This is a genomic window from Herbaspirillum sp. Her2 (assembly GCF_057961375.1).
In genome coordinates, this window is sequence record NZ_CM176331.1 from 3,316,535 (window position 1) to 3,340,649 (window position 24,115).

Consider the following 24,115-nt stretch of genomic DNA (forward strand, 5'->3'; position numbering starts at 1 on the left):
TTGGAAAACTCAGACCTGCGCCGCGCGCAGACCCGCCGCCGTCCTCGGGAAGGGCACAAAGCCCGGCAGGGCCTCGATCCCTTGCAGCAGGCGCAGCACCGACGGGTAGCCGCTCAGGTCGACATTGCCTTCGGGTGCCGCCACCAGATAGCTGTAGACAGCCACATCGGCGATGGTCGGGTGATCGGCGGCCAGCCATGCGCGGTTTGCCAGATGCTGTTCCATGCGACCCAGCAGCAGGTGGGCGCGCTGGATCACTTCTTCCGGATTGAAACGGGCGCCGAACACGGTAATGAGGCGTGCGGCAGCCGGACCATAGGCCAGCTCACCAGCGGCCACCGACAGCCAGCGCTGCACGTTGGCGGCACCCTGGGCATCCTCGGGCAGCCAGTCGGTGCGGCCCGCCTTCTTTGCCAGGTAGACCAGGATGGCGTTGGAGTCGGCGATGACGACATCCCCATCTTCCAGCACCGGCACCTGGCCGAAAGGGTTCAAGGCGAGGAAGGCCGGCTGCTTGTGGGCGCCAGCGGCCAGGTCCATGTGAATCAGCTCGGCCTCCAGGCCCAGCAGCGAAGCGAACAGGACGGCGCGATGAGCGTGGCCGGAGAGGGAGAAATGATGGATCTTCATGGGAGGGCTCCTGGTGGGTTGGGTCGGTCATGGAGTGTTCCTTGACCGTGATGCCAGTGTGGAGCCAAGCGCGGATGAAGAGAATCCGTGCCATCGGCACTTCTTTATTGCACAGGCAGGAATAATGCAGCGGAAATGAAAACGGCTTCCGGTGAAAAGCCGGAAGCCGTCAGGCGCTCACATCGGGTCAGCACGGGACCCGGCGCATTCGTTCAGAAATGCGCATTGCCCGCCACCGGCGCACCGCCGCCACGAGGTCCATAGCGCAACGTGAGCAAGGTGCCCAGGCTGATGGCGATGACCGCGAAGATGGGGCCACCCAGCGCCCCCACGTGATCGACCAGTACGCCGCCACCGATCGCGCCACTGGCGATGGCCACCTGGAACGCCGCCACCATCAGGCCGCCCGCGCCTTCTGCATGGTCCGGCGCGGCGCGCACGATCCAGGTCTGGAAGCCCACCGGGAAGGCGCCGAAGGCAAAGCCCCACAGCGTGATGGCGATGGCGGCCACCACCGGCGAGCTGCCCGCCACCCACAGGGAAGCCGCCAGCAGCGTGATGAGCGTGCCGCCGCTGACGATGGCGTAGCGTTCGCTGCGCTCGGCGATGAAGCCCCCGGCAAAGTTGCCGAAGAAGCCGCCCACGCCATAGCCCAGCAGCACCGCCGAGATGGTCGCCACCGACATGTGGGTGATCTGCTCCATCAACGGGCGGATGTAGGTAAAGCCGGCGAAGTGCCCGGACACCACCAGCAGCACCGCCATCAGCGCCACCCGCACATCCTTGCGGCCGAGCAGTTCGGCCAGCACCTTGAGGCTGGGATGGTCCTTGGGCGGCAGGCGCGGAATCGCGATCCACTGGATGGCGAAGGCCACCAGGCTGACCACGCCGGCGGCAATGAAGGCGCTGCGCCAGCCCCACAGGTTGCCCATGTAAGCACCGATGGGCGCTGCGCACACGGTCGCCACCGAGACCCCGGTGAGGATCAGCGACATGGCCCGGGCGAACAGGTGATCCGGCACCAGGCGCATGGCCAGCGCCGCCGCCATCGACCAGAAGCCGCCCAGCGCCACGCCCAGCAGCACGCGTGCCACCAGCAGGACCGGCAGATTGGGGGCCAGCACGGCCATGAGGTTGGAGACCAGCAGCAGCAGGGTCAGCATCAGCACCACGCGCTTGCGGTCGATGTTGCGGGTCAGCAGCGGGATGCTGGGCGCGGCCACGGCACCGACGATGGCGGTGGCCGTGACGGCCTGGCCGGCAGCGCCGTCGGAGACGTGCAGGTCGGTGGCGATGGCCGTCAGCAGGCTGGCGGGGAGGAATTCAGCGGTGACCAGGCTGAAGACGCCCAGCGCCAGGCTGGCAATGCCGCTCCAGTTGGCCGGGAGCTCTTGCGCTGCCTTGTGGGCAGGGGCCGCAGAGGCGCTGGCCGGGGCCGCCGTCTCGGTCAGCGGGGCCTCGATGATGCCGGGGTTGGACATGGGAAAACCTTTCTTGTGACGTTTCATGACTGGGTAGCGCAGTCTATGGTTAAATGTCTGGACTTTCCATGCCGATATTTCGCAAAGATATGACTATTCGTCCAAATCTCCCGGAAATCGCTGAGTGCGCCCCCAAGGACCGTCCCGCCGATGGCGTCGATCCGCTGACCGAGATCCTGCTGGGCCTGCGGCTCGATGGCGTCGAGTACGCGCGCTACGTGCTGCACGAGCCCTGGGCGGTGGCCTTCCCGGCGCGGCGCGAGGCAACCTTCCACTTCATCGCCCAGGGCAGTTGCTGGATGCAGGTCGGCCAGGACGACTGGCTGCAGCTCAATGCAGGCGATGCGGTACTGCTGCCGCGCGGCTCGGCGCATGCGCTGGCCAGTGCGCGCGCCCTGCCGACGGTGGAGATCGGCAAGCTGGCCCGCAAGGCGGTGGCGGACAATCTGTTCCTGGTCGATGACAGTGCGCATGCCCGATCCGATGCGGCCCCCGCGCCGCCGACGCACGTGGTGTTCTCGGGTACGCTGCGCTTCAACCTGGACCCGCTGCACCCGCTCTTGATGATGATGCCCGAGGCCATGCGCGCCTGTGACCTGGCCCAGCGCGATCCGGCGGTGCTGGCCCTGCTCGATGCGATGGAGCGCGAAGTGGCGCTCAACCGCATCGGCGGCTGCGGCATCCTGGCGCGCCTGGCTGACGTGCTGGCCGCCAGCATCATCCGTGGCTGGGTGGAATGTGCCTGCAGCGATGCCAGTGGCTGGATCGCCGCAGTGCGCTGCCCGCTGGTCGGACGGGTGCTGGCGGCGGTGCACCAGCATCCCGAACGCGACTGGTCGGTCAATGAACTGGCGGCCTTGATGGGGGCCTCGCGTTCCAGCTTCATCGAAAAGTTTTCGGCCACGGTGGGCGAGACCCCGGCCAAGTACGTGGCCCGCGTCAAGATGTTCCAGGCGCGCCACTGGATCGCCCGCGACGGCTTGCGGGTGGCGGTGGTGGCCAACCGGCTGGGCTACGATTCGGAAGCATCGTTCAGTCGCGCATTCAAGCGCATCATCGGCCATCCGCCCAGCGCGGCGCGGCTAGCCTAAGAGCCATACGGGGCCTGCGTTTTCACCCCGATTTTGCGCAGCAGAAATATTGCCTGAAGGGATATGTGAAGAAGCCTTCATTTCCCCCTGTACGCGCCCATTCCGCTTGGCTATGATCGCCAGAGGGGACTAGCCTGCCGGGGCAGGCGGATAGCAAAGCGCAAGGGGACGCTATGCATTATCAGATCGTGCACGCCTTCGGAGCCAGAGTGTATTGCGTCTTCATCGCGCTGTTCCTGCTGGCCGCGCGCATCCCGCGCACGCCGCCCGGTGCCAACTGGTTTGCCGCCGCCATCAGCTGTGCCCTGCTGGGCCGGCTGGCGGTGCTGTATCTCACGCCGCTGGGTGAACTGGCGCTGGCCAATCCGGTGTATGGCAGTTTCCTGATCCTGGAAAAGGTGCTGCTGGTGATGGGCTTCGTGCGCTTCTTCGATCTGCAGCAGAGAACGCTGCTGGTGCGCGCCGTGGGCGTGGCGGCAGTCGCCGCCGGGCTGTGGATGCTGTGGTCCGACAACCAGCTGGCGCTGCCGCTCATCAAGAGCACCAGCTATGCCCTCTTCAACGTGTTCGCGCTGGGCAGCCTGTCGTGGATGATCCTGCACGACAAACTCGACTGCCCGCCGCTGATCCGCCGCTGCATGGCCACTGCCTGTATTGCGCTGACGCTGCACTGGGCCAGCGGCGGGCTGATCGGACACTTCTATCCGCCCTGGCTGCGCTACGGCTTCCTGCTGGGCACGGCACTGGTGGCGCTGCAGTACACGAGCCTGCTCACGGCCATTCTGGCGCTGTTCCACCGCCGCCTGATCCAGGCCGAGGCCAAGGCCCTCAAAATGGCCTTCAAGGATCCGCTCACCGGCCTCTACAACAAGCATTTCATGAACAACCTGTTCGACCAGGCGCTGCTGCTGGCCACCCGTCCGCATCATCTGGTGGCGGTGTATTACATCGATCTGGACAACTTCAAACCCGTCAACGACCAGGCCGGCCATGCGGTCGGCGACAAGGTGCTCATGTGCGTGGCGCAACGCCTGAAGGAGGCCGTGCGCAGCACCGACATCTGCGCACGCCTGGGCGGGGATGAATTCACCGTGATCGCCACCCAGCTGGAACGCCAGGACCAGGCCCCGGAAATCGCCAAGAAGCTGCTGGCCAAACTGGCGGCCCCCATCGAGGTCGGGCACCAGCAATTCGTCCTGGGCGCCAGTATCGGCATCAGCCTTTATCCCAGCCACGGGCAAGACCTGTCACGCCTGCTGGAGCAGGCCGATGCCGCCATGTATCACGTCAAGCACCGGGGAAAGAGCGGATATGAACTTTACACCGCAGGATAAGGCGCAGCGCGCCTGTCAGAAGCCCACTTGCAGCCGCATGGTGAAGGTACGCGCACTGAGGGTGGCATTGCTGCCGAACAGGTAGGCGGCCTCGTATTTCACGAACTGATGCCCCATGCGCAGCGTACCGAACAGCGCCGGTCCGGCGCGATGCGACTGCTGATCGCGCGTGGCCCAGTGATCCCATCGTCCCAGCTCGCCGAAGCCCTGCAGCCCGAAGTTGAACCAGGGCCGCCAGTGCTGACGCACCTGCCATTGATAGACCAGTTGTGTCGGTCCGTCGCGCTGGCTGCGGTAGTCCCGCTGCAGGAACAGGTTGGCGTTGAACTGCGTGCGCCACCATTCGGTTTGCAGCGCCGGTCCCCACTCCAGTGAATAGCCGTCGCGCTGGCTGTTGCGATACTGGCCGACATCAGTGTGGATGGCCAGGTCGAAGGGATATTCCCCTTGCGTGAGCAGGACATCGTTCTGCCAGTTCATGCTCAGCATCTGCGTGCCCTGCACGGCATCCTGCTGGGTCACGCCATACAGCTCGGTGTACCAGCGCGAATTGACGCCATAAGCGATCCCCAGCTCGGGCGAGCCGATCGGCGGGCCGACGCTGGCCTTGGCGTTCCAATACTTGTAATCCAGCGTCCACTGGCCGGGGTCGGAATAGACGCTGACCAGGTAGTAGCCGGTGCCGGCCTGCGCCGGCCGCACCCCGGCGGCCAGCAGCAGCACGGCCAGCACCAGGCCGGCACGCCCGTTGCGCTTGTGCATCACTGGCTCCGGAGTCAGCGGGCGGGCAGGCCCTGGATGAACTGCGTCAGCTCGCGCAGGTAGAAGCGCGCCATGCCGGTGGTGCCATGGCCACGCGTCTCGGCGCTGGCCGGGATCAGCAGCAGCTGTGCGCCCGGCACTTCCTTCAGCGCGGCCTGCATGATGCCGGTCTCGGGCGGGTTGCGTTCATCGTCGGCGGAATTGATGGCCAGCACCGGCACCTTGATCTTCGACAGACCCGGCGCGGCGTTGTAGTCGGCCGAGGAACCCCACTGGTAAATGAAGTCATTGGCATCCGCCGTCACCGGCGCGGCCAGGCGCTCGTCGACCAGCTTGTCGGCCTGGGCATGGGTGCCGGCCATGGCCTGGTAGGCCAGCGTGCCGCCATTGGTGGCGAAGACGAACATGTTGTTGGCCAGGCGCAGCGACGGCGGCTGGGTGGTGTAGTTGCCGTTGTTCCAGGCCGGGTCCTGCTTGATCGACTCCACCAGCATGCGCCGCATCATCCAGTTGCGGCTGGCCATTTCGGTCGGCTGCGAGGCCATCGGCACCAGGCCATCGGCAAAGCCGGGATAGGTGCCGCCCCAGATCCAGGTCTGCATGCCGCCCATGGAATTGCCGATGATCAGGCGCAGGTGCGAAATGCCCATGCCTTCGGTCAGCATGCGGTATTGCGCCAGCACCATGTCGTCATAGTTGTATTGCGGGAAGGCCGCGCGCAGGCCGTCCGAAGGCTTGGTGGATTTGCCCACGCCGATGCCGTCCGGAATGATGATGAAGTACTTGCTGGCATCCAGCGGCTGGCCAGGGCCAAAGAGCTGGCCGCCGAAGTCCTTGGACAGCATCGCACCGGCGCTCTGGTAGGTGCCGTGCAGCACCAGCACCGCGGGGTTGCTGCGCTCGCCCAGGGTGACATAGTGCAGGCGCAGGTTGTCCAGGGTCTGGCCGGTATGGAACTGGAAGCGCGGTGCCACCCAGCTGCCTTCGACCGGCTTGGGCGGTTCGGCGGCGTGCAGCGGAACGGCCGCCAGCAGCAGCGTGGCGGAGGTGAGCAACAGGCGGGCGGCCCGGCGCAGGCTTGAAGTCAAAGTCATGAGGTTCTCTGGTCCGATTATTGTAAAAATTACACGCCCTCTCACCCTCTTCCCAAGGGCTGGTACGGCGCAGGCCAGAGTATGTAACAACTGTAAGAGAACGTGTTGCAACTCGAATCTTTTCGAGATCGAGCTGGTCTATTGCCATACCCGCTCCCGCAAGCACGCCGCCCTCAGGCAGCATGCGCGAGCCGGACCCTCATTCAAAAAACTTCGGGAACAAGTCTTTATTTACGATCAGGAAAAAATCATGAAAACACTTCACAAGATCGCTGCCATTTCCATCACTGCCATCGCGCTGACCGCCATGACCGGCTGCAGCAACATGAGCACCCGCGACAAGAACACGGCCATCGGTGCCACCGTGGGTGCCGTCGGCGGTGCCATCCTCACCGGTGGCAGCGGCATCGGTACGGCCGGTGGTGCGGCCGTGGGCGGCGTGATCGGGCACCAGATCGGTCGCTGATCCCGTCAAGTTTCGTCAAGTTTGCGCGGCGACGGCCGCAGCAGCTTCGCCAGGGCGGCCTTCGGGTCGCCCTTGTCGCGTCTGAAGCACGCAATGGCAGGCACCGCTAGACCGCCAGGAAGCCGCCATCCACCGGCACCACTGCCCCGGTCAGCATGGCCGCATCCGCCGACAGCAGCATGGCGATGCTGCGCGCCACGTCCTCGGCGGAGGCGAAGCGCTGCAAAGGATGGCGCACCATCATCGGGGCCGACTTGGCCGGATCGCTCCAGGCCGCCTCTGCCAGTTCGGTCAGGGTGATGGTGGGAGCGACCGCATTAACGCGGATGCCATGCGCGCCCAGCTCCTTGGCCAGCACCCGCGTCGCCCCTTCCAGACCGGCCTTGGAGGCGGCATAGCACAGATGCTCGGCAAAGCCGCGATGGCCCGCAATGGAAGTGATGTTGACGATGGCCCCGCCGCCACCGGCCGCGATACGCGCACGGGCGAAGGACTGGCAGGTGATGAGGGCCGCGCGCAGGTTCACCCCCAGCACGGCTTCATAGCCTGCATCGGTCATCTCGGTACTGGATTGCAATACGTTGATGCCGGCGCTGTTGATGAGGAAGTCCGCAGTACCTGCCTGCTCCATGGCCCGCCGGGCGGCAGCCGCATCGGCCAGGTCGACCTGCACCGAGCGTGAGCCGATTTCTTCGCGCAGGCTGGCCAGGTCGCTGGCGGTGCGCGACAAGGCGATCACGTCGGCACCGCGCTGCGCCATCAAGCGTGCGCAGGCGCGGCCTATGCCTTTGCCGGCCCCGGTGATGATGACCGATGTTCCTGAAAATTCCATCTGCTTGTCTCCATTCAGTGAGACGCTGTGGCCGGCGCGGACTGCGCCGCCAGCAGCGGGGCCAGGCTGTCGCGTACCTCGCGCGCCAGTTGCTGGCTCTTGAGAAAGGCCTGGTAACGCGCCTCGTGCAAGCGGCCGATGGCCTCCCCTGTCGGCGCATTGCGCCCGGCCACGCTGGACATGGATGCCATGGCGCTCGGCAGGTCGGCATGCGTGCCCGCAGCGACCGCCGCCAGCATCGCCGATCCCAGCAGCACCGGCTCAGGACAGGCGGTGATTTCCACCGGCAGGCCGGTGGCATCGGCCAGCAACTGGCGCGTCAGCGGATGCGTACCCGCGCCGCCCGAGACCGAAATGCTGGCAATGCGCACCCCGCATGCCGCCTGCGCTTCGATGATCTGGCGCAGGCCATACCCCAGGCTGCACAAGCCGGCGACATAGAGCGCCACCAGGCTGTCGATGTCGTGTTCCATGCCCAGACCCAGCAGCACGGCACGGGCCTGCGGATCGGCCAGCGGTGAACGGTTGCCGAGGAATTCCGGCACCACGTTGATCTGACCGGCCAGCCAGACTGCCTGCGCCGGCTGCGCCACCGAGGCCAGCGCGCGTGCGGCCAGCCACTGTGGCAATTCCATTCCGTCAGCGGCGGCCAGCTGGCGCGCTTGCGGCGTAGCCGGATGCAGCGTCAGCAGATGATCGATGGCCGCACCCGCGGCCGACTGTCCGCCTTCGTTGAGCCACATGCCGGGGGCCATGGCGTTGTAATACGGGCCCCACACACCGGGAACGAAGACCGCCTTTGCATTGCTGGTCATGGTGCAGGACGAGGTACCGAACACATAGGCCATGCAGGCCGCGGCATCCTCCGCACCACCGCGCGCGGCGACCGTGCCGACGCCACCCGCATGCGCATCGATCAGTCCCGCCGCCACCGCGATGCCGGGCCGCAACTGCAATTGCTGCGCCGCCTCGGGCGACAAGCCGCCATTCAAAGCGGTACCGGGCCACACCACTTCCTGGCCAATGCGCGCAAAGCCTTCCTCGGCCAGATCGCCCAGGCCGATGCGGCGGAAGTAATCCGCATCCCAGCGCCCTTCATGGGCAAGATACGTCCACTTGCAGGTCACGGTGCAGGACGAGCGCTGCAGCGAACCCGTCGCCTTCCATGTGAGGAAATCGGTGAGATCGAAGAAATGCGCCGCCCCGTGATACACCTCCGGCAGCTGCTCCTTCAACCACAGCAGCTTGGGCGTTTCCATCTCCGGCGAAATCACGCCGCCCACATAGGACAGCACCGCATGTGCGCCCGCATTGATGCGCTGCGCCTGCTCCAGCGCACGGTGATCCATCCACACGATCACATCGCGCTCGGGATGGCCGGCATCGCCCACGCCGGCCGGCGCGCCTTGCACGACCAGCGAACAGGTGGCATCCACGCCGATGCCGGTCACGCTGGCCGGATCGATGCCGGCCTTGGCGACGGCACCGCGCACCGCATGGCATACCGCATCCCAGATCTGGGCACTGGATTGTTCGACGCGCGCGCGGCGCTCGTCGCGGAAGAGAGCGATGTCATGTTTCGCACTGCCACACAGCTTGCCGCTGTGATCAAATACGCCGGCCCGGGCCGAGCCGGTGCCGACATCGATGCCGATCAGATAGGTCTCCATCTTTCCTCGCTGGTTTGGAAAAGGGCCACCTGCCGCGTTGTCTTGCTCACACGCGATCGAAATTGGTGGGGAGCACGAGCATATCGCGGATGGTCACATTGCGGTTGCGGGTCAGCATGTACTCGATCGCATCGGCCACCTCCGAGGGCTCGATCAGGCTGCCCGATTCCTTGGCCTTGCGCAGGTTCTCTTCCGGCCAGTCGGCCAGCAGCGCCGAGATCACCGGGCCGGGCGAGACCTGTCCGACGCGCACGCCATGCGGGATCATCTGGCGTCGCATGGTCTGCACGAAGCAGGTGATGGCCCATTTGGAACCGGCATAGACCGGCTCCCAGTAAGTCGGGAAATGCCCGGCCACTGAGCAGGTGACAATGATGTCGCCGGTCTTGCGCGCGATCATGTGCGGTGCCACGGCATGCACGTTCTTCATCACCGCATTGACGTTGAGGTTGAGCATCTTGTCGATGGCCTCGGGCGTGGTATCGACCAGCTCGCCGCCGATGTAGGTGCCGGCATTGCAGTAGAGGATGTCGATGTGGTCGACCTTGGCCAGGATCTCCGGCACCATCGCCGCGCAGCTGTCGGCGTCCAGCAGATTGGTGACCTGCGGGATGGCCTGCGGACCGAGGCGGGCAGCCAGTTCATCCAGCGCTTTGGCATTCCAGTCCACCATCACCACGGTCACGCCATTGGCCAGCAGTTTTTCGGTGGTGGCCAGGCCGATGCCGGAGGCGGCACCGGTGATGACGGCGATCTTGCCTGCGAGAGATTGGGGCATGTTCTGTCTCCTTGTGAATGAAATCAAGTATGAAAAAAAGGAATGGAAATGCTCAGCGCCATTCCCGGGCGATATAGATGGCCAGCAGGATGATCACGCCGCGAATGATGTCCTGCAGGTAGGGATTGATGCCCATCAGGTTCAGGCCATTGTTGAGGATGCCCAGCAGCACCGCGCCGATGAGCGTGCCCACCACCAGCCCGCGTCCACCGGCAATGGCAGTGCCGCCCAGCACCACGGCGGCAATCGCATCCAGCTCGAAGCCCACGCCCGCATTGGGCTGGCCCGACATCAGGCGGCCCGTCAAAATGATCGCGGCCAGGCCCGAGGTGAAACCGGAAATCGCATACACCGCCAGCTTGATGCGCGTAGTCTTCACGCCCGACAAACGCGCCGCCATCTCATTGCCGCCGATGGCATAGACATGGCGGCCGAAAGGGGTACGCTGCAGCAGCACCCAGGCCAGTGCATAGACCACCAGCATCAGGATCACCGGCACCGGGATCATGCCGATGCGGCCCACGCCGAACCACGAGATCCAGCCCGGCAAACCCGAGATCGGATAGCCGCCCGAGTAGATCAGCCCGACCCCGCGCGCCACGCCCATGGTGGCCAGCGTGACGATGATGGCCGGCATGCGGCCCCAGGCCACCAGTGCGCCGTTGAGCAGGCCGATGCCTACGGCCAGTGCGATGCCGGCCAGCAGCGCGACCGGTGCGGGCAGGCCGCTGTTGACGATCAGCCCGGCCGACAAGGTACCGGCCAATGCCATGGCCGCACCGACCGACAGATCGATGCCGCCGGTGAGGATGACGAAGGTCATGCCAACGGCGAGGATGCCGACGATGGACACCTGGCGCAGCACGTTGAGCCAGTTGGAGACGGTGAAGAAATTGTCCGAGGCCAGCCCCATCAGGAGCGAGACCACGACCAGCCCGGCCAGCGGCAGTGCCAGCGGTGAATGGATCAGGGCGCGCCAGCGCGCCTGCGATGAGGCGCGCACGGGGGCGCTGCTCAGGGTATTGGCTTCATGCTGCATGGTGGAGTCTCCCGGTGGTGGCATGGGTCATGATTTCTTCGGCAGTCACGGCATCGCCTTCGACGGTGGCCACGATGCCGCCGCCCTTGAAGACGCAGACCCGGTCGGACATGCCGACCACCTCCGGCAACTCGGAAGAAATCATGATGATGGAATAGCCCTGCGCGGTGAATTCGCGCATGAGCTGATAAATCTCGGCCTTGGCACCTACATCGATGCCGCGTGTGGGTTCATCGAAAATCAGCACCTGCATGTTGTGATTGATCCAGCGTGCGATCACCACCTTCTGCTGGTTGCCGCCGGACAGCGTATCGACCCGCGCATGCGCATCCGGCGCTTTCACGCGCACGCGCTGCATGGCGATGCGGGTCGCTTCGGCTTCGCGGCGGCGATCCAGGAACAGGCCGCCGAAGCGATACTTGCCGTAATTGTTCAGCGAGATGTTGTGCAGGATGGGGAAGCTGGTGATGAGTCCCTGCTCCTTGCGGCTTTCCGGCAGCAGGCCGATGCCTGCTTGCAGGGCTTGTGCCGGATCGGCAAAGCGCAACGGCACACCGTGCATGGAGAGCTTGCATTGCACCGCCGGATGCGCGCCCAGCATGGCCAGCACGGTCTCGGTGCGGCCCGAGCCGACCAGGCCGGCAAAGCCCAGGATCTCGCCGCGCCGCAACTGGAAACGCGACACCGGGCCATTGCGCTTGAGCTGCAAGGCCTGCACTTCCAGCACCACGTCGCCCTCGAGCGCGGCGGCCGGCTTGGGCGGGAAGCAGTTCTCGATGCGCCGCCCCACCATCATCTCCACCAGACGCGCCTGGTCCACTTCACTCACCGCACAAGTGCCGATGTACGCGCCATCACGCAGCACGGTGATGCGGTCGCAGATCTCGAAGATTTCTTCCAGATGGTGCGAGATGAAGATGATCGCCACGCCCTGCTCACGCAGGCCGCGCATCACCTTGAACAGGTGCTCTACCTCGCCGGGCGTAAGGGTTGCGGTCGGTTCGTCCAGCACCAGGATGCGGGCATCAAGCGCCAGCGCTTTGGCGATCTCGACGAACTGCTGCTGCGCCACCGAGAGCTTGCATACCGGTACGTCCAGCGGAATTTCCACGCCCAGCTGTGCGATGATCTGCGCCGCGCGGCGCTTCATGGCGGCACGCTGCAGCAGGCCGAGCGGACTGCGCAACTCGCGTGCCAGGAACATGTTGTCCACCGCATCCAGATAAGGGATCAGTGAGAATTCCTGGAACACCACGCCGACACCGGCGGCGATGGCCTCGTGATAGCTGGCAAAACGGCAGGCCTGTCCATCGATGCGGATCTCGCCCGCATCGGGTGTGACGATGCCGCACAGGATCTTCATCAACGTGGACTTGCCCGCGCCGTTCTCGCCCAGCAGCGCGTGCACTTCACCGGCGCGCACCTGCAGGTCGACGCCGCGCAGCACCGTCACCGGGCCGAAGTTTTTCTTGATACCAGTCAGTTGGAGCATGGCTGCCTCCATCAAGGGAAAGGAAGGCGCGACGGACGAAGGCCGCCGCGCCAGCGGCTTACCAGCTGAAGCCGGCCGCGTTCTTCTTGGTCACCGGCATGACGTCGATGGGCACTTCCTTGGGCACCACGCGTGCGCCCCACTTCTTGGCCAGCGCCATGGCCAAGCCTACGCGCACCTGGTCACGCGGGAATTGCGCGGTGGTCTCGATGAAGGGCCCGCCATCGGCAATCGCCTTGACGGCTTCGGGCGCGCCGTCCACCGAGGTCAGCTTGATGTCCTTGCCGCTGCCCTGGATGGCCGCCAGTGCGCCCATCGCACCGCCGTCATTGACCGAGAAGATGCCCTTCAGGTTGGGGCGCGACTGGATCATGTTCTCCACCACGCCCAGCGCCACCGAGCGGTCCTGGCGGCCGTTCTGGGTGGCCACCAGCTTGATGTCCTTGTATTCGCCCAGGGCCTGCTTGCAGCCTTCCACGCGCTGCAGGATGGGCACCACGGGGATGCCGTCGAGGATCGCCACTTCGCCCTTGCCACCGATGGCATCGGCCAGTGCGCGGCAGGACTGGTAGCCCGCATCCTTGTTCTTGGAACCGACGAACATGTCCACCGGACCGGAGGCGTTGGCATCGACCGCCACCACGATCACGTTGCGCGCCTTGGCGGCTTTGACTGCCGCTTCCACGCCGGCGGAGTCGGTCGGGTTGATGAGCAGGATGTCGATGTTCTGCTGCAGCATGTCTTCGATGTCGGCGATCTGCTTGGCCACGTTGTGGGCAGCATCGGTGACGATGACCTTGGCACCGAAGGACTTGGCCGCATCATCGAGGGCCTTTTTCATCGAGACGAAATACGGATTGTTCATTTCCTGGAAGCTCATGCCGATCTTGAGCTTGGACAGTTCCTGGGCGCTCGCCGGTGCGGTGAATGCCACCAGCGTGGCGGTGGACAAGGCCAGTGCGGTCAGTGCTTTCTTCATTGCAGTCTCCATTGTTGTTGGTGTGTGCTTGATGACGGGATTACCCGGCATGCTCGTTGCGAAGTGACAGGCAACACCTGTCCTGTTCCGGAAAGCGGGGGCTTTCCTGAATGCGTTTTCCCTGGCGAGGAAATTTTTAAATGATTTAAATGATTTAAATGATTTAAGTGATTTACGGCGTGCGTCCGACGCTACCCGGTCGCGGCAAAGAGGCCGTTGCTGGCAAAGGTATTGCGAAACTCCGAAGGCGACATGCCCTTGATCTTCTGGAAGTGGCGGTTGAAATTGGAGAGATTGGAAAACCCGGTCTCGTAGCAGATGTCGGTGATGCGTGCTTCCGGATTGTTGAGCAGCGCGAGACAGGCCAGGTCCACGCGCAGCTGGTTCTTGTAGCGCACCAGCGTGGTTCCCGTGTGGCGCTTGAAGGCGCGCGAGAAGGTGCTCAGGTTCTGCCCCACCATGTCGGCCAGGTCCTGTTCGCCGATGTCATCGGTGAGGTGTTCGCGCAGATAGGCGATGGCACGGTTGAGCCCGCTGCTGTTCACGCCTGACAGGTCCAGCTTGTAGGAGAGACTGGCCAGCACTTCCGGCTCGGGCGAATTGGCCAGCACGTCGAGGATTTCCCAGAACAGGGCGAGGCGCTTCAAGCCGCGCTGATCGATCAGGCGCTGCATCAGCGGACGCACCGTGTCGCTGGTGGCCGCATCGAACAGCAGGCCGCGATGGCTGCGTTCGAGCAGCGGCATGATGGCTTCCATCTCGGGGATGCTGGCGGCGCATTGATCCACCAGTTGCTCGGGAAACTGGATCACCAGCGAGCGCACGGGGACCACCTCATCGCGGCCGATGTCGGAAATCCAGTTCTGCGGAAGATTGGGGCCGGTCATCACCAGCTGGCCCGGCGCGAAGTCGCCGATGTGGTCACCGACGTAGAAACGTCCCGAAGTCGCCACCACGAGGTGGATCTCGTACTCCGGATGGTAGTGCCAGCGCACGGTACGGAAGGGGTAGCCGTGCATCCATGCCGCAAAGGATTCGCCCTTGCGGATATGGACCAGTTCCAGGTCGGGCTGCATCGTGTCTCCTCTCAATCGAGAGCATTTTCCTTATTGAAACTGACAAATCGCTGTTGTCAGTTTTCATCATGTGCTGCATCTTAGTGCCCCTCTGGCTGCGGGTTCTACATCACCAGCGAGGAAGGACTGATACTTTTTTGCGCAAGAAGGGGTGGAGAATGAAATACGATGCCGCGCAGCAAAACGGCCCTGCAAAGCAGAGCCGTCGTGTCGGTCGGGATGGCTGTATTACACGGAACGCATCAGTCCGCCATCGACCTTGATGTTCTGGCCGGTGATGTAGCCGGCACCGGAGGAAGCCAGGAAAGCGATGGTCGCGGCCACTTCCTCGCTGGTGCCATAGCGCTGCATGGGCACGCCGGCGCGGCGTTCTTCACGTTGTGGCAGGCTGTCGATCCAGCCCGGCAGGACGTTGTTGATGCGGATGTTTTCCGGCGCGTACTTGTCGGCGAAGAGCTTGGTGAACGCGGCCAGCCCGGCACGAAATACGGCCGAGGTCGGGAACATGTCGGAGGGTTCGAAGGCCCAGGCCGACGAGATGTTGATGATGGCCCCGCCGCCCTGCGCCTGCATCAGCGGCGTCACCAGGCGCGTGGGACGGATGACGTTGAGCAGATAGGTCTCCATGCCGCGATGCCAGTCTTCATCGGTGATGTCGAGGATGGGAGCGCGCGGACCATGGCCGGCGCTGTTGACCAGCACATCCACGCGGCCCCAGCGGGCCACGGCCTGGTCGACCAGTTTTTGCAGGTCGTCCACAGACTGGTTCGAGCCGGTCACGCCGATGCCGCCCAGCTCGGCGGCCAGCGCCTCGCCACGGCCGGAGGAAGACAGGATGCCGACCTGGAAACCGTCGGCCGCCAGACGGCGCGCGGCGGCGGCTCCCATGCCGCTGCCGGCGGCGGTGATCAGGGCTACTTTGCTGCTCATGGAAACTCCTTGTGGATAAGTGATCTTGCCGCGCGGAAAAACTCGACCTCTCGCACGGGATTGGCGATTGTAGTTCGTGTCGATGCCGCGTGCAGGGGACGAGAAGCGCAATGGGTGATCCGGAATTTGTCATGTCCCTGTTGCATTTCTGGGGCATCATCGCGCACCATTGCGCAGCCCGGCCCTCGTGCGGCCCCATGAACGTACCGGAAGTCCCATGCAAATCATCGCCAACATCAATCTCGAATCCCTGCTCGATACCTCCATCAGCCTGACGGCCGCCTTCATCCTGGGCGGCCTGATCGGGCTGGAGCGCCAGTACCGGCAACGTACCGCCGGCCTGCGCACCAACGTATTGGTGGCCCTGGGCGCGGCAGTCTTCGTCGACATGGCCAATCGCATGGGCGGTCACGAAGGCGCGGTGCATGTGGTGGCTTATGTGGTCTCGGGGGTGGGCTTCCTGGGCGCGGGCGCGATCATGCGCGAGGAAGGCAATGTGCGCGGCATCAATACTGCGGCCACCTTGTGGGGCTCGGCGGCAGTGGGGGCGGCTGCGGGTGCCGACCTGATCCTGGAAGCGATCCTGGCCACCCTCTTCGTGCTGGCCGCCAATACCCTGCTGCGCCCGGTGGTCAACACCATCAACCGCAAGCCGCTGGATGTGCCTTCGGTGGAAGTGACCAACACCATCCACCTGATCGTGGAAAGCGCGCACCAGAAGCGCGTGCTCATGGCCGTCACCGACATGCTGGAACAGAGCCGCCATCCTACGCATGGACTGGACGTGCGGCCCTTTACGGAGGATGAAGTGGAAATCGAAGCCACCCTGGCGGCGACCTCCGTGGATGGCGATGAACTCGATGCGCTGGTGGAACGTCTGCTGGCCTTGCCTGCCGTGAAGCAGGCGTTCTGGACGCCGAGCACGACGGACTGAGTTCGTAGCCATTCAGTGCCGGCCGGGGCAAAGCCGCTCCGGCTTGATTGGCACCTCGTCAGCTGATTGTCAGCCAGCAATCTTCTTCTCACCGTAGAATTTCTCCCACAATGAAAACAGGGGGAAATCAGTGCGCATCCGTTTACGCATCCATCGTGCGTTCCATACTGCAGCGGTCTTGGGCTGCCTCACCATTCTGTCTGCAGCCAGCCATGCCGGCACCACGCAGTGTGCTGATATCGGCGAAGACTTTGCAACGGCATCCCCGTCCTCGCAAGGATTCTCTGCGGCGCGGCTGAGCAGCATGCTGCACACGCTGGACCAGGCCCGGTTCGATATCCGTGCGGTGCTGGTCTTGCGTGACTGCCACGTCGTCCTGGAGCGTTACAAGGCAGGTATAGGGCGCGGTTACAACCACGCCATGTACTCCGTGACGAAATCGATTTCCTCCACGCTGGTCGGAGCACTGCTGATGCAAGGGAAAATTCACGACATGAACGCGCCCATCCCGCAACTGATAGAACGTCCGCGCGGGCTCAGCGAATCAGAATGGAAAAACCTCGACCAGATCAGCCTGAAGAACGTGATGCAGATGGCCTCCGGTTTCGACTACCAGCACAATCCGGCTACCAACCCGATCTACGATACCCGGCAGGATCGCGTCCGTCTGGTCGTCAATCAACGCGTAGCAGCACCTCCCGGAACGCGTTTCAACTATTCGGATGCCGACGCAACACTCACTGGCACCGTGATTGCCGGAGCGGCAGGGACCAGCCTGCTGGCTTTTGCCGAAAAGACCTTGTTCGAGCCGCTGAAGATGCGCAATGTCGCGTGGTGGTTCCCGGATCAGGGAGCCCGCGTGCCCGGTGGCTGGGGCTTGCGTCTGCGCCCGATGGACATGCTCAAGCTGGGACAGCTTTATCTCCAGCAGGGGCAGTGGAACGGCAGCGCCATCTTTGCTCCGGAGTATCGCGAGATGGCATGGGCACCCGGTGTCAGCGAACGCTACGGGCTCCACTGGTGGCGTGGCCGGGTCAACGGCGTCCAGGTGTTTTTCGCCAACGGCTACAAGGGGCAACGCATCTACGTCTTCCCTGCCCTCAACACGGTCGTGGCCATCGTATCGAGCGTGAACGGAGAGGAAGAAACTGCAGTCACCGCCACCATCACCAAGGCCGTGGTTGAGGCAGCCAACAAGAATGGCGATGCCGTTGCCGACGACGGAGATGCCGACCTGCTCAAGGAGCAGGCCAAGGGCTTTGACGGTGAAACGCGCATCAGGCAGGACATGCAGGACGCGCCACGACGCTTTTGAATGAGGCGTCCCGAATCAAGTCCTGGTCATGGTCCGCCAGCGGACGTCGGGGCTGCGGTCGCTACGGCAGTATTGAGCGACAATGACCATCGGTAGCTCAACCTATAATGCAGAACTACCCTTCTCTGGAAACCGCCATGCCTCACACCACCTTCCTGCTTCGTTCTCTGCGCGGCCTGGCCGGGATCCTGGCTCTGCTTCCGGCACTGGCGCTGGCCGCCGGCGCTGAGGCATTGACGTTCGACAACGTCAACTACGTGCATCGCTGGTCAAAGAATGGCCAGAACGAATTTACGCCACCTGCGGAAACGGACCTGAACCACTGGACCGACATGGTCACCATCAATGTCGTCGAGCAGGCCACCGATGGGGACAAGCTGGCGCAACTGGCCAACCTCGTGCTCAAGCGCTACCAGGCGGCGGGCAAGGTGGTCCGCATCAATTCGCTGCCCCGCTCCGACACCCGGCCCGCCGAACACTACATCGCAGCAGTGCTGGGCAATCCGGGTTTTCTGGAGGCAGTCTTCGCGCGCTTCGTGCTGGTGGAGGGGACGGGTTTCATCCTCATTCACTCGCATCGGATCTATGGGCTGCAGGCTGGCAACGACATGGCGCAATGGTTGCAAGCCAATGGGCCGCAGCAGGAAGCGGCCTTGATGGCGTGGAATGCGATGCCCTCATTGCAAGCCTTGCGGCAGTTGCCGCAGAGCGCGCAGTAGGTGCATCCGGCATGGGCCTGAGAGTCGGACCTGCAGTCAGTCGCTTGATTCCGTTTCTGACTGGCACCCGGTACGCGAATCGACAGGCGGCATTGTGGAATTAATTTCCACACACGGGTCATTGAGAAGTTGCCAGCTCCGGGCAGAACAGACCAGACGCGCCATCAATAAGTGGTCGCCCTGAACTTCCCCCGCAACCACTTCACCGGCCCGCCAATGACCGGCAATTTCTGCCAGAGCTCTTCAGCCGCATCCCAGTAATCGCGATGCTCGGTCACCAGGCCCGCCGCATCGAAGCGGAAATGCGTCGCCCCCAGCACCGTGTAGAAGCGGCCCTTCAGCCGAAACTCGAAACGCCAGGTGGCAAAGGCCTGCTCACCCTGCCCCATGCGTTCCAGGATCACGAAGCGCGGATCCTCCGTGGTCTCGAACATGTGCGCAAAGATGGCGCGGATGGATCGCAGGCCCTTGATGTCATTGAAAGGATCCTTGAACAGAGCCTCCGGCGAATAAAATTCCCCAATCCGTTCCAGGCTGCTGCGATCCAGCGCGCCATACCAGTCCAGCAAGCGGTCAAGATGCTGCATGGTCAGCTCAGCATGAAGCGTTGGAACAGCATGAAGCGCAGCCGGAACGGCAGCAGGCGCAGTATCTTCAGCCAGGCCGTGAAGCGCCGTGGGAAGTGGATCTCGAAGCGGCCTTCGGAGATTCCGCGCCAGATGGCGGTGGCCGCCTGCTGCGGCGTCTGGATGGCCGGCATGGGGAAGTCGTTCTTGTCGGTCAGGTCGGTCTTCACGAAGCCCGGATTGACCAGATACACGTTCAATCCCTTGGGCCGCAAATCGCTATAAAGAATTTCCGCGAGATTGATCAGCGCCGCCTTGCCGGGACCATATACGGTCGCGCCCGGCAGCCCCACATAGCCGGCCACGCTGGCCACCAGCGCGATGCCGCCGCTGCCACGTGCCAGCATGTCGGGCAGCGCCGCACCCAGCGCCGAATACACACTGGCGACGTTGGTGCGCAAGGTGTGCTCGGCTTCCTCCTCCTGAACCTCCCATGTGCGCTCCGGGCGATACTTGGCCGCGCAGAACACCAGCAGGTCAACACCGCCGAAGGCCTCAACGATGCGCGCATGCTGGTCGCGCCAGGCATCGTGGCAAAGCACATCCAGCGGCGCGATGAAGGCATTCTTGTGGGCTGCCGCGACCTCCTGCAATACGTCCGCACGGCGCGCCGACAAGGCCACGCGGGCACCTGCCTGCAGCGCCTGACGCGCCAGTTCGGCACCAATGCCGCTGGAGGCCCCGACCAGCCAGATGCGCAGGCCGCGCAGGTCACTGACCGGCTGGTTCATCGGGCCGAACAACACGGCGGGGCGCGAGATCGGAGCACGCTCGCCGGCGGCTCCGGCAGCCTCCTTGGGCAGGGGCTTGGACTGGGTATTCATACACCCTCCTTGCGGAAGAACAACGTGACCTGGCCCACTTCCACACCAAACTTGCTCATGCTGGTGCGGTTGATGAGGGTGCGTTCATCCATCTGGTACATCCAGTCATCCATCTGGACTTCGTATTGCTTGTCATTGACCGGCAGCAGCAGCGTGTAATTCCAGTGCAAGGCATTGCCGGCGGTGTGGCCGATGGCCTCGCCGATGACGTCACCGGCACGGCCGCGCCAGCTGTTGTCGGGCTGGCGCACCAAGGTCCAGACGCGGGTCTGGGTCTCGCCGTCGTCATAGCGGAAACGCTCGTCCAGCGTCAGCGTGTTGCCGTCCACGGTACCGGTCACCACCACATGGAAACGCCGCGCCACTTCGCCACCGCGTTTCTGGAACATGCCCCAGGCCTCAGTGCGGCCCTTGAAGAACACCGCGGGATCAAACACCGGGGTCTTGCCGGCGTAGTCCGATATCTGCTGCGAGGCGCAGCCACCGAGCACCAGCGCCAGCAGCGCCAGCGCGATCCCCTTCCACAGGCGCGCGGGCAGGCCCGTGCGCATCAGCTTGGCATTCATGACTCACTCCTTTTGCAAGAGGAACTGCACCACATCGGTCTGGCCTTCATCGAAGCCCACTTCGCAGAACACGTAATACAGCTGCCACAGGCGGCGGAAACGCTCATCGAAACCTTGCGCGGCGATGGTCTCGCGCTGGGCCTGGAAGGCGTCGTTCCAGCGGCGCAGGGTCTCGGCGTAATCACGGCCGAAATGGAAGCGGTCACGCGTGGTCAGGCCGGCGCGCAGCGCGCAACGCGAGAAGCGCTCATGGCTGGGCAGCATGCCGCCAGGGAAGATGAATTCGCGGATGAAGTCGGCGCTGTCGCGATAGCGTTCGAACACCGCTTCATCAATGGTGATCGACTGGATCAGCGCACGGCCACCGGCTTTCAGGCGGGCCGACACGGTATCGAAATACATCTGCCAGAAACGCTCGCCGACGGCTTCGAACATTTCGATGGACACGATGGCATCGTATTTCCCATCCAGATCGCGGTAGTCGCACAGTTCCAGATGCGCCAGGTGATCGAGCTGCTGGTGGCGCATGCGCTCCTGGCCAAAAGCCAGCTGCGACGGCGAGATCGTCACGCCATGCACACGGATGCCCAGGCGCGCCGCATGTTCGGCAAAGCCGCCCCAGCCGCAGCCGATTTCCAGCACGCGATCGCCCGCCTGCAAGCCAAGCTGGTCAACGATGCGCTGATACTTGGCGGCCTGTGCCGAGGCCAGGCTCTGGCAGGGCTCGGTGAAGATGGCCGACGAATAGGTCATGGTCGGGTCCAGCCACAGGCGATAGAAATCATTGCCCAGGTCGTAATGCGCATGGATGTTGCGACGGCTGCCGCTGCGTGTGTTGGAGCGCAGCAGGTGGCGCAGGCGGTACCACAGCGAGGCCAGGCGTCCGCCTTCGACCGCGCTGGCAAGCATCGCACGGTTGCGCATGGCCAGGCGCAGCAGCGCGGCCAGGTCGGGCGTTTCCACCCAGCCATTGCCGTAGGCTTCGCCGAAGCCGATGTCACCGGCGCGCAGGATGGCAGCGCAGGCGCGCCAGTCGAGGATGCGCAGTTGCGCGCTGGGCGGCTGGCGCAGATCGCCGAAGGTCAGCGTGGTGCCGTGCGGTGTGATCAGTTCCAGGTGGCCGTGGCTGAGGCGCTCCAGCATCGCCAGGAACAGGCGGGCCGAAATCGGGCCGGCGCGGCGGCCGGTAGTCTGCAATGCGGGGATACGGTTCACGATAGGGTTTCCTTTCCAGAAGAAGTACCTGCGGCTGCGACGCGCTCGGGCTTGCTGAACCAGGGCACGCGCTTGCGCCACAACAGCAAGGCCTGCCAGTGGATACGGGCGACCACGCCCAGCGTCAGGAACGGCTGCGCACACAGCGCGCCGAAGGCCGTGGCCGCGGTCAGGGGATGCAGATGGCCGCCGACCGAGGTGCGCATCAGGGGCTGCAAACCCTGCGCCACTTCCGACGGATGGCCGTGGTCGTAATAGTCGATGCCGACGAAGGCGGTATTTCCGCCTTCGTCCTCATGCCGTGCCTGGTCGCGAAAGCGGAAACGATAGAAACCGCTCACCTCGCAGAAGGGCGATACATGCATGAGCTTGTTGCAGACCAGCCGCGTGTGCTCGTCGATGACGCCCTGTCCGGGTGCCGACAGCAGGTAGTGCTGGGTCTCGCCAAAGGTGTTGTTGACCTCGGCCAGCACCGCCCGCAGCTGACCTTCACGGTCATGGCACAGGAAGAAGCTGACCGGATTGAAGACGAAGCCGAACAGCCTCGGAAAGGTCTGCAGCCAGATCGCGCCATCGTGCGGCAGCCCGGCCTGTTGCAGATGACCGCGCACCCAGCTGGCCAGATCGCTGCCATCGCGCGGACCATAGTCGCGCGTGCGCACGCACATCAGGCGGCGGCGATCCACGCCGAACCAGGCATTGCCCGCTTCGTTGAGGCGCGCCAGATCGAGGCGCACGCAGAACACCGGATAGACGAACTTGTGCAGCACCGGACGCAAACGCTGATGCATCACCTGCCCGCTCAACAACAGCGCGGGCGCGTCGGTGCGGGAGGTCAGCGAAGTGTTCATAGCGCAGCCCAATCCGGCGTCACGCCGAAGTCCCTGATCACGCGCAAGGCGGATTTCAGGCCATCTTCATGGAAGCCGTAACCGGTCCACGCACCGGCGAACCACGCGCGGTGCTTGCCCTGAATCTCCGGCAGGCGGCGCTGGGCATCGATGGCGGGCTGGTCGAAGACCGGATGCTCGTAATCGAAACGGCCCATCACCGTCGCCGGGTTGGGTGGCTGGGGCGGATTCAGGGTGAGCACGATGTCGGTCTTGCAGGGCAGATCCTGCAGGCGGTTGAGCCAGTAGCTCACGCACACCGCGCGGCTGCCATCGCTGTGGCGCGAACCAAGGTAATTCCAGGCCGACCAGACCTTGTCCAGCTGCGGCATGAGCGAGACGTCGCTGTGCAGCCAGGCGGTATTGGCCTGATAACGCACGGCCGACAGTACCTGATGTTCTTCGATGGTGGCGTCCTGCAGCAGCGCCAGGGTCTGCGGTGCGTGGGTGGCGAAGACCACCGCGTCGAACTGTTCCTCGCGCGGCTCGGCACCACCACTGCGCACCAGCGCGCCCTGCTCGTTGCGGGTGACGCTGGTGAGGCGGCTGCCCAGGCGCACATCGTCCAGGGTGGCGGCGATGCGGCGCACGTATTCACGCGAACCACCGCGCACGGTGCGCCAGCGCGGACGGTTGTTGACCTGCAGCAGGCCGTGGTTGATGCAGAAGCGCAGGAAAGTCGCCGCCGGGAAATCGAGAATGTCCGAAGGCGAGCTGGACCAGATCGCTGCCGCCATCGGGATCAGATAGGCATCGCCGAACAGGACGCCATAGCCGCCCTCTTCCAGCAACTGCCGCAAGGTCACCGGACGCCCCTCGCAGGCGGCCAGGTTGGCGTGCGCCGCACGGTTGAAGCGCAGGATGTCACGCAGCATGCCCAGGAAGGACGGCTGCAGCAGGCGCTTGCGCTGGGCGAAGACGGTATCCAGATTGGTGCCGGCCCATTCGAAACTGCCTTCATCCATCGAGACGCCGAAGGACATGTCGGTATCGTAGGTCTCGACCTTCAGCTCCTCGAACAGCGCGATCAGGTTGGGATAGGTCCAGTCATTGAAGACCAGGAACCCGGTATCGACCGGGAAGGGGACGCCCTCCGGCGCGATCTCCACGGTATTGGCATGGCCGCCCAGCGTCGGGGCGGACTCGAACAGCACGACCTGATGCTTGCGCGCCAGCAGGTAGGCGCTCGCCAGGCCGGAAATACCGGCCCCGATGACGGCGATGCGCTGTCCTGTGCCCTGCTCGATGGCTGCTGCGTTTGGATTCATGAAAACTTGCCCGCCTATGTCTTTGTTATTGAAGTTCTGCCGTTGCCAGTCCGTGGGAATGTTTCCCTGCCCTGCTGGCCCGTGCTGCTTTGGTGACCGGGGCG

Annotated in this window: 24 protein-coding genes; 6 read left to right on the forward strand and 18 right to left on the reverse strand. The window is 64.2% G+C overall.

Going from position 1 to position 24,115, the window contains the following annotated elements:
• Positions 1–9: 9 nt before the first annotated feature.
• Together ACWHXP_RS15005 and ACWHXP_RS15010 are read right to left on the reverse strand one after the other, a co-directional pair.
• Entirely contained in the window at positions 10–630 is a 621-nt protein-coding gene (locus tag ACWHXP_RS15005) for a glutathione S-transferase family protein (RefSeq protein ID WP_489635663.1), read from the reverse strand.
• A 212-nt stretch (positions 631–842) separates the two neighbouring features.
• Positions 843–2,111 carry an MFS transporter gene (locus ACWHXP_RS15010; protein ID WP_489635662.1) on the reverse strand — a complete coding sequence of 423 codons (1,269 nt, stop codon included), beginning with the start codon at positions 2,109–2,111 and terminating at the stop codon, positions 843–845.
• Positions 2,112–2,200: 89 nt separating this feature from the next.
• On the opposite strand from ACWHXP_RS15010, the gene ACWHXP_RS15015 reads away from it, so the two are divergent.
• Positions 2,201–3,202 (forward strand): AraC family transcriptional regulator, encoded by a 1,002-nt coding sequence (locus tag ACWHXP_RS15015; RefSeq protein ID WP_489635661.1) that lies wholly within the window; start codon positions 2,201–2,203, stop codon positions 3,200–3,202.
• Positions 3,203–3,375: 173 nt separating this feature from the next.
• Positions 3,376–4,536: a diguanylate cyclase domain-containing protein gene (locus tag ACWHXP_RS15020; protein WP_489635660.1), complete on the forward strand. Its 1,161-nt coding sequence runs from the start codon at positions 3,376–3,378 to the stop codon at positions 4,534–4,536.
• Positions 4,537–4,551: 15 nt separating this feature from the next.
• On the opposite strand, the gene ACWHXP_RS15025 is transcribed toward ACWHXP_RS15020, so the two are convergent.
• Both ACWHXP_RS15025 and ACWHXP_RS15030 read right to left on the reverse strand, forming a co-directional pair.
• Positions 4,552–5,298 carry a hypothetical protein gene (locus ACWHXP_RS15025; RefSeq protein WP_088755318.1) on the reverse strand — a complete coding sequence of 249 codons (747 nt, stop codon included), beginning with the start codon at positions 5,296–5,298 and terminating at the stop codon, positions 4,552–4,554.
• 14 nt (positions 5,299–5,312) lie between these two features.
• Positions 5,313–6,392 (reverse strand): alpha/beta fold hydrolase, encoded by a 1,080-nt coding sequence (locus tag ACWHXP_RS15030; RefSeq protein WP_489635659.1) that lies wholly within the window; start codon positions 6,390–6,392, stop codon positions 5,313–5,315.
• A gap of 250 nt (positions 6,393–6,642) precedes the next feature.
• Here ACWHXP_RS15030 and ACWHXP_RS15035 point away from each other — a divergent pair, with 250 nt between their 5' ends.
• Positions 6,643–6,858 carry a YMGG-like glycine zipper-containing protein gene (locus ACWHXP_RS15035; RefSeq protein ID WP_088755320.1) on the forward strand — a complete coding sequence of 72 codons (216 nt, stop codon included), beginning with the start codon at positions 6,643–6,645 and terminating at the stop codon, positions 6,856–6,858.
• 106 nt (positions 6,859–6,964) lie between these two features.
• Here the strand turns inward: ACWHXP_RS15035 and ACWHXP_RS15040 are convergent, their stop codons facing one another.
• From ACWHXP_RS15040 to ACWHXP_RS15075, 8 genes are all read right to left on the reverse strand, one after another.
• On the reverse strand, positions 6,965–7,690 hold the full coding sequence (locus tag ACWHXP_RS15040) for an SDR family oxidoreductase (protein ID WP_489635658.1): 726 nt from the start codon (positions 7,688–7,690) through the stop codon (positions 6,965–6,967).
• Between the two features lie 14 nt (positions 7,691–7,704).
• Complete coding sequence (locus tag ACWHXP_RS15045) at positions 7,705–9,360, reverse strand: FGGY-family carbohydrate kinase (protein ID WP_489635657.1); 1,656 nt, start codon at positions 9,358–9,360, stop codon at positions 7,705–7,707.
• Positions 9,361–9,406: 46 nt separating this feature from the next.
• On the reverse strand, positions 9,407–10,138 hold the full coding sequence (locus tag ACWHXP_RS15050; protein ID WP_039789070.1) for an SDR family oxidoreductase: 732 nt from the start codon (positions 10,136–10,138) through the stop codon (positions 9,407–9,409).
• A gap of 52 nt (positions 10,139–10,190) precedes the next feature.
• Entirely contained in the window at positions 10,191–11,201 is a 1,011-nt protein-coding gene (locus ACWHXP_RS15055) for an ABC transporter permease (protein WP_489635656.1), read from the reverse strand.
• Positions 11,167–12,669: a sugar ABC transporter ATP-binding protein gene (locus ACWHXP_RS15060; RefSeq protein ID WP_489635655.1), complete on the reverse strand. Its 1,503-nt coding sequence runs from the start codon at positions 12,667–12,669 to the stop codon at positions 11,167–11,169. Before ACWHXP_RS15060 ends, ACWHXP_RS15055 begins: the two co-directional genes overlap by 35 nt.
• 58 nt (positions 12,670–12,727) lie before the next feature.
• Positions 12,728–13,648, reverse strand: coding sequence for an ABC transporter substrate-binding protein (locus tag ACWHXP_RS15065; RefSeq protein ID WP_034340277.1), 921 nt, complete (start codon positions 13,646–13,648; stop codon positions 12,728–12,730).
• Positions 13,649–13,839: 191 nt separating this feature from the next.
• Positions 13,840–14,724 (reverse strand): AraC family transcriptional regulator, encoded by an 885-nt coding sequence (locus ACWHXP_RS15070; protein WP_034340275.1) that lies wholly within the window; start codon positions 14,722–14,724, stop codon positions 13,840–13,842.
• A 228-nt stretch (positions 14,725–14,952) separates the two neighbouring features.
• Positions 14,953–15,654 carry an SDR family oxidoreductase gene (locus ACWHXP_RS15075; protein ID WP_034340273.1) on the reverse strand — a complete coding sequence of 234 codons (702 nt, stop codon included), beginning with the start codon at positions 15,652–15,654 and terminating at the stop codon, positions 14,953–14,955.
• A gap of 217 nt (positions 15,655–15,871) precedes the next feature.
• Here ACWHXP_RS15075 and ACWHXP_RS15080 point away from each other — a divergent pair, with 217 nt between their 5' ends.
• The 3 genes from ACWHXP_RS15080 to ACWHXP_RS15090 all read left to right on the forward strand — a co-directional run bounded on the left by ACWHXP_RS15080 (position 15,872) and on the right by ACWHXP_RS15090 (position 18,622).
• Positions 15,872–16,588, forward strand: coding sequence for an MgtC/SapB family protein (locus ACWHXP_RS15080; protein WP_134137200.1), 717 nt, complete (start codon positions 15,872–15,874; stop codon positions 16,586–16,588).
• A 178-nt stretch (positions 16,589–16,766) separates the two neighbouring features.
• Entirely contained in the window at positions 16,767–17,903 is a 1,137-nt protein-coding gene (locus tag ACWHXP_RS15085) for a serine hydrolase domain-containing protein (protein ID WP_489635654.1), read from the forward strand.
• Between the two features lie 137 nt (positions 17,904–18,040).
• Entirely contained in the window at positions 18,041–18,622 is a 582-nt protein-coding gene (locus tag ACWHXP_RS15090) for a hypothetical protein (protein ID WP_489635653.1), read from the forward strand.
• Between the two features lie 164 nt (positions 18,623–18,786).
• Here ACWHXP_RS15090 and ACWHXP_RS15095 read toward each other — a convergent pair whose 3' ends face one another.
• Genes ACWHXP_RS15095 through ACWHXP_RS15120 form a run of 6 tightly spaced genes read right to left on the reverse strand, consistent with a single transcriptional unit; the run spans position 18,787 to position 24,011 of the window.
• Positions 18,787–19,209, reverse strand: a complete 423-nt coding sequence (locus ACWHXP_RS15095) for a nuclear transport factor 2 family protein (protein ID WP_039789077.1) — start codon at positions 19,207–19,209, stop codon at positions 18,787–18,789.
• A 2-nt stretch (positions 19,210–19,211) separates the two neighbouring features.
• On the reverse strand, positions 19,212–20,072 hold the full coding sequence (locus ACWHXP_RS15100; protein ID WP_034340269.1) for an SDR family NAD(P)-dependent oxidoreductase: 861 nt from the start codon (positions 20,070–20,072) through the stop codon (positions 19,212–19,214).
• Entirely contained in the window at positions 20,069–20,638 is a 570-nt protein-coding gene (locus ACWHXP_RS15105) for a DUF3833 domain-containing protein (RefSeq protein ID WP_085946228.1), read from the reverse strand. Before ACWHXP_RS15105 ends, ACWHXP_RS15100 begins: the two co-directional genes overlap by 4 nt.
• Before the next feature lie 3 nt (positions 20,639–20,641).
• Entirely contained in the window at positions 20,642–21,853 is a 1,212-nt protein-coding gene (locus ACWHXP_RS15110) for a class I SAM-dependent methyltransferase (RefSeq protein ID WP_489635652.1), read from the reverse strand.
• On the reverse strand, positions 21,850–22,704 hold the full coding sequence (locus tag ACWHXP_RS15115) for a DUF1365 domain-containing protein (RefSeq protein WP_489635651.1): 855 nt from the start codon (positions 22,702–22,704) through the stop codon (positions 21,850–21,852). The genes ACWHXP_RS15110 and ACWHXP_RS15115 overlap by 4 nt, the downstream gene beginning before the upstream one ends.
• Complete coding sequence (locus ACWHXP_RS15120; RefSeq protein ID WP_489635650.1) at positions 22,701–24,011, reverse strand: NAD(P)/FAD-dependent oxidoreductase; 1,311 nt, start codon at positions 24,009–24,011, stop codon at positions 22,701–22,703. Before ACWHXP_RS15120 ends, ACWHXP_RS15115 begins: the two co-directional genes overlap by 4 nt.
• Between the last annotated feature and the right edge of the window lie 104 nt (positions 24,012–24,115).

Excerpts from the sequence above, each read along its gene's own strand:
- ACWHXP_RS15005 (WP_489635663.1), bottom strand. The coding sequence starts at position 630 with ATGAAGATCCATCATTTCTCCCTCTCCGGCCACGCTCATCGCGCCGTC.
- ACWHXP_RS15090 (WP_489635653.1), top strand. The coding sequence starts at position 18,041 with ATGCCTCACACCACCTTCCTGCTTCGTTCTCTGCGCGGCCTGGCCGGG.
- ACWHXP_RS15065 (WP_034340277.1), bottom strand. The coding sequence starts at position 13,648 with ATGAAGAAAGCACTGACCGCACTGGCCTTGTCCACCGCCACGCTGGTG.
- ACWHXP_RS15100 (WP_034340269.1), bottom strand. The coding sequence starts at position 20,072 with ATGAATACCCAGTCCAAGCCCCTGCCCAAGGAGGCTGCCGGAGCCGCC.
- ACWHXP_RS15040 (WP_489635658.1), bottom strand. The coding sequence starts at position 7,690 with ATGGAATTTTCAGGAACATCGGTCATCATCACCGGGGCCGGCAAAGGC.
- ACWHXP_RS15115 (WP_489635651.1), bottom strand. The coding sequence starts at position 22,704 with ATGAACACTTCGCTGACCTCCCGCACCGACGCGCCCGCGCTGTTGTTG.
- ACWHXP_RS15105 (WP_085946228.1), bottom strand. The coding sequence starts at position 20,638 with ATGAATGCCAAGCTGATGCGCACGGGCCTGCCCGCGCGCCTGTGGAAG.
- ACWHXP_RS15075 (WP_034340273.1), bottom strand. The coding sequence starts at position 15,654 with ATGAGCAGCAAAGTAGCCCTGATCACCGCCGCCGGCAGCGGCATGGGA.
- ACWHXP_RS15050 (WP_039789070.1), bottom strand. The coding sequence starts at position 10,138 with ATGCCCCAATCTCTCGCAGGCAAGATCGCCGTCATCACCGGTGCCGCC.
- ACWHXP_RS15010 (WP_489635662.1), bottom strand. The coding sequence starts at position 2,111 with ATGTCCAACCCCGGCATCATCGAGGCCCCGCTGACCGAGACGGCGGCC.
- ACWHXP_RS15030 (WP_489635659.1), bottom strand. The coding sequence starts at position 6,392 with ATGACTTTGACTTCAAGCCTGCGCCGGGCCGCCCGCCTGTTGCTCACC.
- ACWHXP_RS15080 (WP_134137200.1), top strand. The coding sequence starts at position 15,872 with ATGCAAATCATCGCCAACATCAATCTCGAATCCCTGCTCGATACCTCC.
- ACWHXP_RS15035 (WP_088755320.1), top strand. The coding sequence starts at position 6,643 with ATGAAAACACTTCACAAGATCGCTGCCATTTCCATCACTGCCATCGCG.
- ACWHXP_RS15025 (WP_088755318.1), bottom strand. The coding sequence starts at position 5,298 with ATGCACAAGCGCAACGGGCGTGCCGGCCTGGTGCTGGCCGTGCTGCTG.
- ACWHXP_RS15095 (WP_039789077.1), bottom strand. The coding sequence starts at position 19,209 with ATGCAGCATCTTGACCGCTTGCTGGACTGGTATGGCGCGCTGGATCGC.
- ACWHXP_RS15060 (WP_489635655.1), bottom strand. The coding sequence starts at position 12,669 with ATGCTCCAACTGACTGGTATCAAGAAAAACTTCGGCCCGGTGACGGTG.
- ACWHXP_RS15020 (WP_489635660.1), top strand. The coding sequence starts at position 3,376 with ATGCATTATCAGATCGTGCACGCCTTCGGAGCCAGAGTGTATTGCGTC.
- ACWHXP_RS15015 (WP_489635661.1), top strand. The coding sequence starts at position 2,201 with ATGACTATTCGTCCAAATCTCCCGGAAATCGCTGAGTGCGCCCCCAAG.
- ACWHXP_RS15055 (WP_489635656.1), bottom strand. The coding sequence starts at position 11,201 with ATGCCACCACCGGGAGACTCCACCATGCAGCATGAAGCCAATACCCTG.
- ACWHXP_RS15045 (WP_489635657.1), bottom strand. The coding sequence starts at position 9,360 with ATGGAGACCTATCTGATCGGCATCGATGTCGGCACCGGCTCGGCCCGG.
- ACWHXP_RS15070 (WP_034340275.1), bottom strand. The coding sequence starts at position 14,724 with ATGCAGCCCGACCTGGAACTGGTCCATATCCGCAAGGGCGAATCCTTT.
- ACWHXP_RS15120 (WP_489635650.1), bottom strand. The coding sequence starts at position 24,011 with ATGAATCCAAACGCAGCAGCCATCGAGCAGGGCACAGGACAGCGCATC.